Raw genomic sequence first — 12,722 nt, forward strand, 5'->3', positions numbered from 1 at the left:
ATGATCAGTTACTATCATACTTGTTCTTCCCTAACAACAGAGTTTTACGATCCGAAAACCTTCTTCACTCACGCGGCGTTGCTCCGTCAGACTTTCGTCCATTGCGGAAGATTCCCTACTGCTGCCTCCCGTAGGAGTCTGGGCCGTGTCTCAGTCCCAGTGTGGCCGATCACCCTCTCAGGTCGGCTACGCATCGTCGCCTTGGTAGGCTTTTACCCTACCAACTAGCTAATGCGCCGCGGGCCCATCTGTAAGTGACAGCTTACGCCGCCTTTTAAACTTCTTATTATGCAATAAAAAGTATTATCCGGTATTAGCTCACGTTTCCGCGAGTTATCCCAGTCTTACAGGTAGGTTGCCCACGTGTTACTCACCCGTCCGCCGCTCTTTCCACTACTTTCATCCCCAAAGGGATGAAAGTAGCTTCCAGCGCTCGACTTGCATGTATTAGGCACGCCGCCAGCGTTCGTCCTGAGCCAAGATCAAACTCTCCAAAAAAAGTTTGTTCAAATGAAATGCATTCACTTGATATTCTTAGCTTAAAAATGATTCAGGTTTTAAGTTATCATCTATCAAACGATATCCAACTCATCCCCGTTTAATTCATACAGGTTGTTTGTTCAGTTTTCAAAGAGCAATTAATTTCTTTCGCGCTTGTTTAAAGCGACTTTATTAATATAACACAAGTTTCACTCGGCTGTCAACAACTATTTTAATTGGTTGTTTTCCTCAACAGCAACTCTTATATCATATCAACATCTGCAATCTAAGTCAACACTTTTTTAAAACCACTTAAAAGTCATTAACTTTTGTAACAGCAAAATTTATAATACTACTCTCCATCTTAAATGTCAACATTTTCATTTAAACACTTTTATACTTTAATCATTGTACAGGTTAATGGAACTAATATGCATATTTATAGATTGCTATAGAAAAATATTGAATAATAGAAGAGGTTTTAAAATTTGTTTATAAGGAAGGTAAATTTAATGACAACTACTTTCGAGCCAATTATTACGTTTAATAACGTTACATTTTCCGATCGTAATGTTCCTATAATAAAGAACCTTTCCGGCTCTTTTGCTAAAGGTAAAATAACAACGCTAGTAGGACCCTCCGGTGCAGGTAAGACTACTTTATTTCGATTATGTAATAGACTCATTTCTCCTAATTCGGGGCAAATCACAATAAACAACAAACCCATTGAACAATACGATCCAATTATATTACGCCGCAAAATCGGGCTTGCTTTACAAAGTGCTACCATGCTAAGTGGCTCTGTTTATAAAAACCTTTCTTTACCACTTACATTAAAAGGTGAAACATTACCTGAGGAAGATGCGAAAGAATTATTAGAAGATGTATCACTAGGAAAAGATTTCTTAAATCGGAATATTAATGATCTATCTGGTGGACAAAAGCAAAAGGTTTCCATTGCTCGAACATTAGTAAATCGTCCAAATGTTCTCTTATTGGATGAAATTACTTCTTCTCTCGATCGAATATCACAACACGACATTGAAGAATTAATACAAAAGATAAACCAAAAATATGGAACAACAATTATTTGGATTACGCATAATTTGGACCAAGCTTTGAACATTGGTGATTATTCATGGGTTATGATGGCTGGTGAAGTCATTGAAACAGGTAAGAGTGAATTTTTAATCAACCCGAAAGACGAAAGGGTACAACGTTTTATAAAGGGAGACTTAGAATGAGTTATTTAACATTGTCATTATCACTTATATTTGTATTAATCCCCATTATCCTATCAAAAACATTACATTTAGGTTTAGAAAGGGACACTATAATTGCAACTGTTCGTTCTATTATCCAACTACTAGTTGTCGGTTATGTTTTACAATTTGTCTTCGCCTCGGAGCAATTTATTTTTATCGTCTTAATGATTATTTTAATGATTGGAGCAGCAACACAAAATGCTAGAAAAAAGGGAGCATCGATTAAAGGGATTACCTGGAAACTAATTATCACCTTTATTTTTATCGAAATACTTACTCAAACAATCTTACTAGGATTGCAGATAATTCCACCTACTGCACAATATATTATACCTATTAGTGGGATGATGGTTGGGAATTCTATGGTTCTTGCAATTTTATTTCTGAACCGATTCACTGCTGAGGTGGAAGCACGACAAGATGAAACGGAGCTCATTTTATCCTTAGGCGGTACACCGAAACAAGCAATCCATACTCCCTTAGTTACTTCTATTAAAGCAAGTACGATTCCTACTATAGAAAGTCAAAAAACGATTGGCTTAGTCCAGTTACCCGGGATGATGAGTGGACAAATTATAGCAGGAGCTGATCCAGTACAAGCTGTACAATTCCAACTACTTGTCCTTTTTTTACTATTAACAACCGCAATCGTCACAAGCATATTCCTAGGATTCTTATCCTATCCAACCCTTTTTAATGAAAAGATGCAAATGTTAAAAATTAGAGATGAAGAATAAAGAAGACTTGGTTCAGGTGGAGTTTTAGTAACGCCAGCAGATAAAATAGATCGTGAATCTAAATTTGGATTCACGATCTACAGCGTTTTATTGACAATTGCCTTTTAATTTTGTATATTATACTTAATTAAAAATACCTTAATTAAGTATATATAAATAAATAATGTAAAAGGAGAATTTTCTATGACTGAGAATTTATCACTAAAAGCTTTTGTTGTCTTACTTAAAGCTAACAAGACGTTGGCAGAATTAATTAAAAAGGATATAAGCAGTCATGGAATGCGAACATCTGACTTCGCTGTTTTAGAAGCATTATACCATAAAGGCCAACAGACTATTAAACAAATTACACAAGCCGTATTGATTAATACAGGTTCCATTACGTATGTTATCGATAAACTAGAAAAAAAAGGACTACTGGAAAGAACTCCATGCAAGGATGACCGCCGTGTTGTTTATATTCAATTAACTGATCAGGGCATAAAATTAATGGAGGAAATTTTTCCGCTTCATCAACAGGTTATTGAAAACATATTTGAAGATGTTACAGATGAGGAAAAGAAAATAGTAATCGATGTAGTAAAGCGCGTTGGTAAGAAAAGTGAACAACTAAAATAAACAGGGGTGAAACGATGAAACATATTTTTCAAAAAGGTACAGATACTTCAAAAACTTTATTACTACTTCATGGGACAGGAGGGACAGAACAAGACCTGTTACCTTTAGCGGAGATTATCGATAAGGGCGCTAATATTCTTAGTGTGAGGGGAAATATTTTAGAAAACGGAATGCCTCGTTTCTTTAAAAGACTTGCTGAAGGGATATTTGATGAAGAAGATTTAGTATTTAGAACAAAAGAACTAAATGATTTTCTAGATGAAGTAGCTACCAAATATGAATTCCCACGTGATAATATTACAGCAATTGGGTATTCCAATGGCGCAAATATAGCTGCAAGTCTACTATTCCACTATAAAGACTCTTTAAATGCCGCCATATTACATCATCCTATGGTACCTAGAAGAGGAATTGAGTTACCAGATTTATCGGATAAAAAAGTTTTTATCGCAGCAGGAACCAATGACCCTATATGCCCAGCTCAAGAATCCGAGGATTTAAAATCCCTATTAGAAGGTGCGGGTGCAAAAGTCAAGATACATTGGGAAGATTTCGGTCATCAATTAACAATAAACGAAGTAAAATCCGCTGCTGAATGGTATAACAATTAAAAAAACTGCCGTGCTACATAATGCGCGGCAGTTTTTAATTTCTTAATATAATATACGCTAAATAAACAACATAAGAAATGGCTAGTATAAGACCTTCCCTCTTACCTACTCTAAAATTAGTCCTAGAGAAGACTAATAAGAGTACCGTTAAGACCATCATAATGATAACATCCATAAATACTTTATTATCCACCGCGAGAGGAGATATAGCCGAAGCCGCTCCTAACACAAATAAAATATTAAAGATATTACTTCCAACAATATTACCAAGGGCAATTTCACTTTCTTTTTTCAGTGCGGCAGTAATAGAAGTTACAAGTTCCGGTAAAGAGGTCCCAACGGCTACAATCGTCAATCCGACTAACGTTTCACTCATTCCCCATTGGTAAGCAATTTCCGTTGCATTGGAAACAACTAGATCCCCGCCAAAAACAATACCTACTAATCCTAACAAAGTAATTAATATATTTTTCCCCCATGTTACACCTTCAGGAATCAATTCATCCTTCATATTTTCCCTACTCTTGAATGCAACTTCGATAACATAATACATAAAGATGGCGAAAAATAATAGAAAAACTAGCCCGTCACTACGAGTGATAAAATTACCACTCAACCCTTCTAACATGACATCACTCATAAGGACTAACAATACAGCGCTCGCCAAAAGCGTAAAAGGGATTTCTTTTCGTATCGTTTCCGTTTCGACCTTTAAAGGATAAATGAATGCAGCAATACCAACAACAGCAGTCAAATTAAAAATATTACTACCAATAACATTACCTAGTGCTACATCAGCATTTCCTTCAAAAGACGCTATAATACTTACCGTTGCCTCAGGAGAACTTGTTCCAAATGCGACGATAGTAAGACCGATTAATATCGAGGGAATTTTAAGTAACCTTGCTATATTGGAAGCACCATCTACAAAATAATCCGCTCCCTTAATCAACAGGCCAAAACCTATAATCAACAATAAGTATTCCAAATACTCCCACCCCCAATTCCTCTTTATCTTAATATAATTTTCCCTTAATAACTATTTTAAATTCTAAAGAAAATAGAGATTGCCAATTTGCGCAATCTCTAATATCCCTTATTTATTCTTCTAGTTGAAGTCGAATAGCATTCCCTGAAGGATCCTCTACTAAATAATAATCATTCTCCTTAATTACGGTTACTTGCATATCGTCTAATTTACGGACAGCCTTTTCTCTTTTTTCAGAATCGGGGAAAATTAATGAGAACCAGTTAAGACCAACACTATTCTTTGAAGACGCCTTAGCACCTTCTCCATTCCAGACATTTAGCCCTAAGTGGTGATGATAACCATTTGTCGAAGCGAAAAGAGCGCCGGGATATCTAGTAACAATATTAAATCCTAGTCCATCTACATAAAACTTCTCCGTTTCTTCTAAATGAGCAACATGTAAATGAATATGTCCCATCAAGGTGTTTTCTGGCATTCCTTCCCATTTATCTCCTGCTTCACCAAGCACACCTTCTCCATCCATTTGTGCTGTGCCCATATCTACTAAGTCACCATTCCAATTCCATTCAGATGAAGGGCGATCACACGCAATCTCAATTCCATTTCCATCCGGATCATCGAAGTATAATGCTTCACTAACGAAATGGTCAGATGCCCCTAAACGAATTTCGTGACCTTTCGTTTGAATAAGATGTTTTAAAAATGTACCCAAGTCTTTGCGAGACGGCAAAAGAATAGCAAAATGATACAAACCTGTTGTTCTTCTTTCTTTAGGTATAACATTTTTCGGTTGTTCCAATGTTAATATTGGCTTTGTACCATCTGCCGTTAATACAGCCCGTTCACTCGTTTCTTCTAAAACTTTAAATCCCATAAAGTCTCGATAAAAGACAAGAGAATTCTTTAGGTTTGTTACATTTATATTAACCTCACCAACATAAGTAGCTGGCTTTTGAAAAAATTTCTTTTCCATTTTAAATCTCCTTTTAATAACATTGCATTTATTATTGTTATATATAATTATAAGGTTACTTAAAGTAAGTATATGGATATTCTTCAAATCTGTCAACCGAACACTTAATAATTACTTATAATACCATTGTGAATAATTATAAAATTTGCTATGATAGATTCCATTGACTTACAGCTCCGTGGTTCGAAAACCTCCCACGTAAAAAAACTAAGGAGAGATTGAAATGAATATTAAAACATTAACTGTAAACGGGGTATTGGCTGCATTGTATATAGCTGTATCAGCACTTATTCAGCCTTTTGGCTTTACCAATGTGCAATTCCGTGTTTCTGAGATGTTTAATCATCTAGTGGTATTTAATAAGAAGTTATTTTTCGGTATTATATTGGGTGTATTTCTAACCAATCTATTTTTCTCGCCGATGCGACTATATGATATTGTATTCGGAGTCGCTCATTCAGCAATTTCTTTAGGATTTATTATTCTATTATCTAAATACACGAAAAACACCCTACTTCTACTAACTGCAAATACAATTATTTTCAGTATTAACATGTACATTATCGCATTAGAATTATACTTAGCATTTGAATTACCTTTCTTATTTTCTTGGGTAACTACCGCGATTGGAGAAATTGTTGTTTTAGCTATTGGAATTCCAATCATGTATACTTTAAATAAACAAGTACATTTTGATAAAATCATCTAATAGAATAATCTATAGTAAAAAACTTCACGATTAACTAATTAATCCGTGAAGTTTTTTCTATACTCCTACATAATATATATAAAGGGGGTCTATTTATGATTGTTAGAGAAGAAAAAGACCATTTTATAATGATTGAACAAGACAATCACGCCATTGTGTCCGGCGAATTAATAAAGCATTGGAAAAAGGAATTGTTATTAAGCAACACTCTTATGAATTCCGTTAACACAGCAATTACACTTCATGATTATGGTTGGAAGTATTTTGATAAGCAGCCAGTATGGAATGATCAAATAAACGTACCATATGATTTTACGAATTACCCCTTAGCCCCAAAAACGATTATTTATACACATGGAATTAATGAGGTGGAGAAAGAAGACACCTATGCAGCTTTATTATGTAGTACCCACTACACAAAATTTATAATTCAGGAATCTTCTTCTTATGCAGAATCCTTTGTAGAACAAGAAAGGAGAAGACAAAAGAAAATCATTCAGTCTTTAAATAACTTCGATAAGAACTTATTTGATTTTCATTATGAATTACTTAAGTTTACCGATAGTCTATCTCTATTCTTTTGCATTAATAGACCCGGTGTTAAAAAAGATGAATATCATTTCTTTTTTAAAAATGGAATTGCTCTTCCTTCTATTGATAAAATGAAAAGCCAGATTCTTTGGCCGGAATGGAAGGCAGACAATACTATTTATATCGATCCATTTCCATATGAAGCAGAAGTACCTTTAAAAATTAAACAAAAGAGAGTTGTAAAAAATTTAATCAAGAAGAATGGTATCGTTAATAGCTATGAAAAAACACCATACGAAATAGTAGATTTAAAGCTTTCACCTAAAAAATAGAGAAGGAGCCCTTGTGAACTCCTTCTCTATTTAAGATTCCTGTCTAAGTTGTAACGAATCTGAATCATCAGATGAATCATTCTCTAAATATAATCTTCTTGCAGGTAAGGCAAATTCTACTCCTTCTTCCCTTACGATATCAAGTATTCTAAAATTAATTTCTTCTTTCACATTTAGATATTCTCCCCAAGCCGTTGTCTTCGTGAAGAAATATAGAAGAATACCCAAACTACTTTCTTTATACTCATCAAATTTCACAAATATCGTTTCTTGATGAATCTCTGGATGATTTTTCACCAGACTTTCTATTCGGTTTACGACCGATTCTACTTTTTCTCTTGGTGTTTCGTAACTTAATGAAAGATTGAAAGTAACGCGGCGTTTATTCATTTTAGTCCAGTTCGTGATTGGTTCATTTGCTAATTGATTATTAGGAACAGAAACCAATGCATCCGCAAAAGTTCGTATTTTAGTACTTCGGAAATTAATATCTTCTACTGTTCCTTCCACACTAGGGGTTAAAATCCAATCGCCAATCGTAAAAGGTTTTTCAGAAATAATTAATATTCCACCAAGAATGTTCGCTAAGGCATCCTTTGCTGCTAAAGAGATAGCTAAACCACCTAACCCAAGCCCAGCAATAAGCCCTTCAATATCATAACCAAATTTTTGAAGAATAATGGTAATAGAGATAGCAATAATAATAAATTGCAATGTCCTAGACAGTAGCGGTATTAAGATTTCGTCAATTTTGATATCTGTCTTCTCATTAATTCTCCGAAATACATCGGATGAAGATGAGGATAATCGCACTAAGCCCCAAGTAATAAGAATGATAAATGCCGCACTAATAAAATTATATAAAACTTTTTCATTTACGTATGGATAGTAAGAAAAGGCAAAATAAAAACCTAACAATGTAAAAAACCATTCCATCGGTTTTTGGAAAGCAATGAATATATTAGACAAGATTTTAATCTTCGTCTTTCTTACAATTCTCATAATGATTTTAAAAACATACTTCGTAAATAATTTCCTAAAAAGAATAAATAAAAGGAAGATACCTATAGCTATTCCTAATTCTATTAGATGACTATATGATATAAAGTGCTCCCAAGTCATATATGTTTATTACCTCCTAAAATTATAGAAATATCATAACATATATACCCGGATTACGTCATAAGTAAAACAGCCTATAGCATCTTCCTTCCTAGAACTTTTATGGTCGACTTATTTTTGCTTCCCTCGTTGTAAAATCGACGTCTTTATAATATGCATTTTTAACTAAAATATTGGGGCCTAAGCATTTTACCGCTGGACAATGGCAATTTAAACTTTTTGCCGTTTTTGTTTCCATCCACCGCGCGTAAGCTTTTGGTAAAGTTGTATTTTGTATATTGCCCAAGGATGGTTCATCGTCGCCGAAGTCCGTAACGATAATATCCCCCGTAAATATATTAACATTAAGTCTTGATCTTCCATCTGGATCATTACGTAATGAAACATTTTCTTCTCTATATAACCTTTGAAGTAAGGCCAAGTCATCTTGGTCTCCACTACAAGCATAGAATGGTAGGGTTCCAAACAGCATCCACATGTCTTTATTCCGATGATTTAATAAACGTTCAATACCTGTTCGAATTTCATCTAAATTTAAGATTTCTAGATTACTAGCAAAATCGACTGGATACATGGGATGAATTTCATGACGTGCACACCCCATCTCATTCACATGGTCATGAATTTGCTCTAAGTAAGGGAAGGTTCGTTTGTTTAGCATCGTTTCTGCAGCAACCATTACCCCTTCATTTGCCAGCCTCTTAGAATTTTCCACCATCCGTTCGAAATACTTTTTTCGATTATCTAGGGAAGGCTTCCGTTCCATTAGCGCAAATCCTGTTTCCGCAAATTCATCTGCCGTACCCCAATTATGCGAAATATGTAAAACATCTAAATACGGAATAATTTCTTCATAGCGATTATATGGCAAGGTTAAGTTGGAATTGATTTGTGTTTTCACACCCCTACTAGAAGCATAAGCCAATAACGGTACAACATATTCTCTAACCGATTTCTTATTCATCATTGGCTCTCCGCCCGTAATACTTAATGTACGTAGACGTGGTATTTCATCTAACCTTTTTATTAGTAAATCTATTGGAAGCGCATCAGGATCACTTGGTTGTAATGTATATCCGACGGCACAGTGTGCACATCGCATATTACACATAACAGTTGTCGTAAATTCAATATTCGACAAACTCATTTCACCGAATTCTTCTACATCCATATATGCCTCCCATGGATCATTGGCAGGTGTCATCGTTTGTTTTATCTCCGTTGTTTCCATTTTATCTTCTCCTTTTTTATAACTATTCTTCTATTGTAACACCATATGTATAAGGTCTTAAAAATAGAGATTAAATTAACGTTTTTAGGTAAATATAAATAGTGTTATATACAATCTTTTACAGAAAAGAGGAATTAACTTGGAAAAAGGGCATTCAACTAACCACGAGACTAATATCGAGAATGATGACACACTTACAACAAGGCAAGGTCATCCGATCACCAATAACCAAAATATTAGAACAGTAGGAAATAGAGGACCAGCTACTTTAGAAAACTATGATTTTATAGAAAAAATCAGTCACTTCGATCGTGAAAAGGTTCCGGAACGGATTGCACATGCACGGGGAGCGGGTGCGCATGGTTATTTTGAAACATATGGAACAGTCGGGGATGAACCCGTATCGAAATATACGAGAGCAAAGGTTTTCCAAGAAAAAGGGAAACAGACCCCAGTCTTTGTAAGATTTTCAACTGTAGTTAATGGTAAGGATTCTCCTGAAACAGTTCGTGATCCTCGTGGTTTTGCTATTAAATTTTACACAGAAGATGGTAACTGGGATTTAGTTGGAAATAACATAAAGATCTTCTTTATCCGTGATGCAATGAAATTCCCGGATATGATTCATGCTTTTCGCCCAGATCCAGTAACAAATCTTCAAGACCCGGAACGCTTTTTTGACTTCTGTGCAAATTCACCAGAAAGCTTTCATATGGTTACGTTTATGTATTCTCCATGGGGTATTCCGGCAAACTATCGTATGATGCAAGGATCAGGTGTTAATACGTATAAATGGGTTAATAAAGAAGGAGAAGCTGTACTAGTTAAATATCACTGGGAACCAAAACAAGGAATTAAAAATTTGACTGTAAAAGAGGCTGAAGAAATTCAAGGGAAAAACTTCAGTCATGCAACCCAGGATTTATACGAAGCTATTGAACGTGGAGAATATCCAGAATGGGAGCTTTTTGTTCAAATTATGGAGGATGGTCCACATCCTGAGCTAGATTTTGATCCATTGGATGATACGAAACTATGGCCTGAAGACCAATTCCCATGGTTACCAGTCGGGAAAATGGTATTAAACAAAAATCCAGAAAACTTTCATACAGAAGTGGAACAAGCTGCGTTTGGCACTGGAGTTCTTGTTGATGGACTTGATTTCTCTGATGATAAGATGTTACAAGGAAGAACGTTCTCTTATTCCGATACACAGCGTTACCGAATTGGTGCAAACTACCTTCAATTACCAATAAATGCTCCGAAAAAACGTGTCGCAACAAACCAAGAAGGTGGCTCATTAAGATATGAAAATGACAAGGCACCTGGTCAAAACCCACATGTTAATTATGAACCATCTATTTTAGGAGGGTTAAAAGAGGCAAAACAACTCGGGAAAGAACACACACCGAAAGTAGAAGGAAATCTTGTTCGCGAATCTATTGACCGAGACGACAATACGAAACAAGCAGGTGAAACTTATCGACGTTTCGAGCAATGGGAGAAAGATGAGTTAATTAACAACCTTATTAACGATCTCTCCATTTGTGACAAGCGTATCCAAGATAAAATGATTGCATTAGCTGAAGATGCTGATGAAGAATATGGTCGTCGTTTAAGAGAAGGGATAGCTGAAAAAACAAAAACAATGGCCAATCAAAAAATGGAAATGGGTGAAGAAATGCGACCACTTGGGGCTGAAGATGCCCACCAAGCGGTAAAAGATGCCATTGAAAAAGGACATGACGCAGAGCCTTATTAATTTTACAGCCGGTATTCGAGATTGGAATACCGGCTAGTTTATTGTCTTTTAAATTTACATTGTCTGCAATGCTTGTAAAACATCTTTTTTCAAATCTTCAATGTGTTCTAATCCAACAGAGAGGCGAACAAAATTTGCTGGAATACCTGCTGTTTCCATTTGCTCCTCATTTAATGCCCCTTCCCACATTGCAGCAGTATGCACAACTAATGAGTCCACACCACCTAAACTTACTGCATGCTGTGTAAGATTTAATGATGAAACAAATTTTTGTGTTTCTTGATAACCACCTTTAATCGAAAAGGCAATAACTGCACCATACCCTTTCATTTGCGACTTGGCTAGTTCATGTTGTGGATGACTTTCTAACCCAGGATAAAACACTTCCTCCACCTTGTCTTGTTCTTCTAAAAACATAGCTAACACAAGAGCATTCTCATTAATACGCTCCATTCTTAAAGGAAATGTACGAAGACCCCTTAAAAGTAACCAAGCATCCATCGGGGATAATACAGATCCAATCGCTGTATGGACACTCCAAATTTTCTCTGCTAGCTCATTACTCGTACAAACGACACCTGCTACAATATCATGATGACCACCCAAATACTTCGTTGCACTATGCACAATAATATCCACGCCATAATCATGAGGTCTTTGATTTAGTGGGGAAGCAAATGTATTATCCGCCATCACTAATATTTCATGTTGCTTAGCTAGACTAGCTACCGCTTTTAAATCTGTCACAATTAATGTTGGATTAGCCGGTGTTTCAATCATAATTAATTTTGTGTTAGGACGAATCGCCTTCTCAAATTCCTGAACATCGGTTTGTTCTACAATGGTAACCTCTATCCCGAATTTCGTTAGCATTTCATCCAATATTTTAGCTGTACCCATATAATGTCTCGTTTGAGCAACAACATGGTCACCTGCTTGAAGTAATGCTAAAAGTGTAGTTGAAATAGCCCCCATGCCCGACCCTGTCACAAGCGCCGTTTCAGTTCCTTCTAAATCTGCCATAATATCAATCACACGGTCATGAACTGGATTGCCATAACGCGTATAATATTTCGAATGTCTTGGAGTATTCGCCATTTCCGCAAATTCTATAGCATCTTTTGCCATAAAAGTAGCAGAATAATAAATTGCTGGGGAAGCCGTCCCTTCCTTTTCACTCCAGTCTTTATCAGCATGTAGCACTAAAGTTTCATTTTTATCAAATGTATTCATGTTAATCCCCTTTTCCGCTCACCTTTTCACAAATAATTGTCATAGGTTTAAAGATTCTGTTAATTGATTATACCATTTCAAACAGATAAAGAACACTATAGAATTTAAATTAATCAATGTTTTCCAA

Annotated in this window: 12 protein-coding genes, 1 rRNA gene and 1 riboswitch; of the genes, 7 read left to right on the top strand and 6 right to left on the bottom strand. The window is 35.5% G+C overall.

All coding sequences use genetic code 11. The annotated features are described in order from the left end of the window. Positions 1-498, bottom strand: a 16S ribosomal RNA gene (locus tag A9178_RS16845); the annotation flags it as partial. A 494-nt stretch (positions 499-992) separates the two neighbouring features. Here A9178_RS16845 and A9178_RS16850 point away from each other — a divergent pair. The 4 genes from A9178_RS16850 to A9178_RS16865 all read left to right on the top strand — a co-directional run bounded on the left by A9178_RS16850 (position 993) and on the right by A9178_RS16865 (position 3,711). Then, positions 993-1,724, top strand: coding sequence for an ABC transporter ATP-binding protein (locus tag A9178_RS16850; protein WP_068677383.1), 732 nt, complete (start codon positions 993-995; stop codon positions 1,722-1,724). Next, positions 1,721-2,482: an ABC transporter permease gene (locus A9178_RS16855; protein ID WP_068677386.1), complete on the top strand. Its 762-nt coding sequence runs from the start codon at positions 1,721-1,723 to the stop codon at positions 2,480-2,482. The genes A9178_RS16850 and A9178_RS16855 overlap by 4 nt, the downstream gene beginning before the upstream one ends. A gap of 183 nt (positions 2,483-2,665) precedes the next feature. Next, complete coding sequence (locus A9178_RS16860) at positions 2,666-3,100, top strand: MarR family winged helix-turn-helix transcriptional regulator (RefSeq protein WP_068677388.1); 435 nt, start codon at positions 2,666-2,668, stop codon at positions 3,098-3,100. 14 nt (positions 3,101-3,114) lie between these two features. Beyond that, complete coding sequence (locus A9178_RS16865) at positions 3,115-3,711, top strand: alpha/beta hydrolase (RefSeq protein ID WP_068677390.1); 597 nt, start codon at positions 3,115-3,117, stop codon at positions 3,709-3,711. A gap of 34 nt (positions 3,712-3,745) precedes the next feature. On the opposite strand, the gene A9178_RS16870 is transcribed toward A9178_RS16865, so the two are convergent. Together A9178_RS16870 and A9178_RS16875 are read right to left on the bottom strand one after the other, a co-directional pair. Continuing rightward, complete coding sequence (locus tag A9178_RS16870) at positions 3,746-4,699, bottom strand: calcium/sodium antiporter (protein ID WP_068677392.1); 954 nt, start codon at positions 4,697-4,699, stop codon at positions 3,746-3,748. Positions 4,700-4,811: 112 nt separating this feature from the next. Beyond that, positions 4,812-5,675 (bottom strand): VOC family protein, encoded by an 864-nt coding sequence (locus A9178_RS16875; protein ID WP_068677394.1) that lies wholly within the window; start codon positions 5,673-5,675, stop codon positions 4,812-4,814. A gap of 172 nt (positions 5,676-5,847) precedes the next feature. Beyond that, positions 5,848-5,892: riboswitch (PreQ1 riboswitch) on the top strand. A 6-nt stretch (positions 5,893-5,898) separates the two neighbouring features. On the opposite strand from A9178_RS16875, the gene A9178_RS16880 reads away from it, so the two are divergent. Both A9178_RS16880 and A9178_RS16885 read left to right on the top strand, forming a co-directional pair. Continuing rightward, positions 5,899-6,384, top strand: coding sequence for a QueT transporter family protein (locus A9178_RS16880; RefSeq protein ID WP_068677396.1), 486 nt, complete (start codon positions 5,899-5,901; stop codon positions 6,382-6,384). A gap of 95 nt (positions 6,385-6,479) precedes the next feature. Then, the gene (locus tag A9178_RS16885; RefSeq protein WP_068677398.1) at positions 6,480-7,247 is read left to right on the top strand and encodes a DUF3891 family protein; all 768 of its coding nucleotides are present in this window, start codon (positions 6,480-6,482) and stop codon (positions 7,245-7,247) included. A 30-nt stretch (positions 7,248-7,277) separates the two neighbouring features. Here the strand turns inward: A9178_RS16885 and A9178_RS16890 are convergent, their stop codons facing one another. Further along, positions 7,278-8,369: a mechanosensitive ion channel family protein gene (locus A9178_RS16890; RefSeq protein WP_068677400.1), complete on the bottom strand. Its 1,092-nt coding sequence runs from the start codon at positions 8,367-8,369 to the stop codon at positions 7,278-7,280. A gap of 100 nt (positions 8,370-8,469) precedes the next feature. After that, positions 8,470-9,600, bottom strand: coding sequence for a radical SAM/CxCxxxxC motif protein YfkAB (gene yfkAB / locus A9178_RS16895; RefSeq protein ID WP_068677402.1), 1,131 nt, complete (start codon positions 9,598-9,600; stop codon positions 8,470-8,472). A gap of 133 nt (positions 9,601-9,733) precedes the next feature. On the opposite strand from yfkAB, the gene A9178_RS16900 reads away from it, so the two are divergent. Then, complete coding sequence (locus tag A9178_RS16900) at positions 9,734-11,362, top strand: catalase (protein ID WP_369801994.1); 1,629 nt, start codon at positions 9,734-9,736, stop codon at positions 11,360-11,362. A gap of 54 nt (positions 11,363-11,416) precedes the next feature. Here A9178_RS16900 and A9178_RS16905 read toward each other — a convergent pair whose 3' ends face one another. Beyond that, positions 11,417-12,595, bottom strand: a complete 1,179-nt coding sequence (locus tag A9178_RS16905; protein ID WP_068677406.1) for a trans-sulfuration enzyme family protein — start codon at positions 12,593-12,595, stop codon at positions 11,417-11,419. Between the last annotated feature and the right edge of the window lie 127 nt (positions 12,596-12,722).

The sequence above is a fragment of the Oceanobacillus sp. Castelsardo genome, from assembly GCF_001659985.1.
In the GTDB taxonomy this organism is placed as follows: domain Bacteria; phylum Bacillota; class Bacilli; order Bacillales; family Amphibacillaceae; genus Oceanobacillus.

Bases quoted from the DNA above. Each gene is read 5' to 3' on its own strand.
- A9178_RS16850 (WP_068677383.1), top strand. From the start codon at position 993: ATGACAACTACTTTCGAGCCAATTATTACGTTTAATAACGTTACATTT.
- A9178_RS16855 (WP_068677386.1), top strand. From the start codon at position 1,721: ATGAGTTATTTAACATTGTCATTATCACTTATATTTGTATTAATCCCC.
- A9178_RS16860 (WP_068677388.1), top strand. From the start codon at position 2,666: ATGACTGAGAATTTATCACTAAAAGCTTTTGTTGTCTTACTTAAAGCT.
- A9178_RS16865 (WP_068677390.1), top strand. From the start codon at position 3,115: ATGAAACATATTTTTCAAAAAGGTACAGATACTTCAAAAACTTTATTA.
- A9178_RS16875 (WP_068677394.1), bottom strand. From the start codon at position 5,675: ATGGAAAAGAAATTTTTTCAAAAGCCAGCTACTTATGTTGGTGAGGTT.
- A9178_RS16880 (WP_068677396.1), top strand. From the start codon at position 5,899: ATGAATATTAAAACATTAACTGTAAACGGGGTATTGGCTGCATTGTAT.
- A9178_RS16885 (WP_068677398.1), top strand. From the start codon at position 6,480: ATGATTGTTAGAGAAGAAAAAGACCATTTTATAATGATTGAACAAGAC.
- A9178_RS16890 (WP_068677400.1), bottom strand. From the start codon at position 8,369: ATGACTTGGGAGCACTTTATATCATATAGTCATCTAATAGAATTAGGA.
- yfkAB (WP_068677402.1), bottom strand. From the start codon at position 9,600: ATGGAAACAACGGAGATAAAACAAACGATGACACCTGCCAATGATCCA.
- A9178_RS16905 (WP_068677406.1), bottom strand. From the start codon at position 12,595: ATGAATACATTTGATAAAAATGAAACTTTAGTGCTACATGCTGATAAA.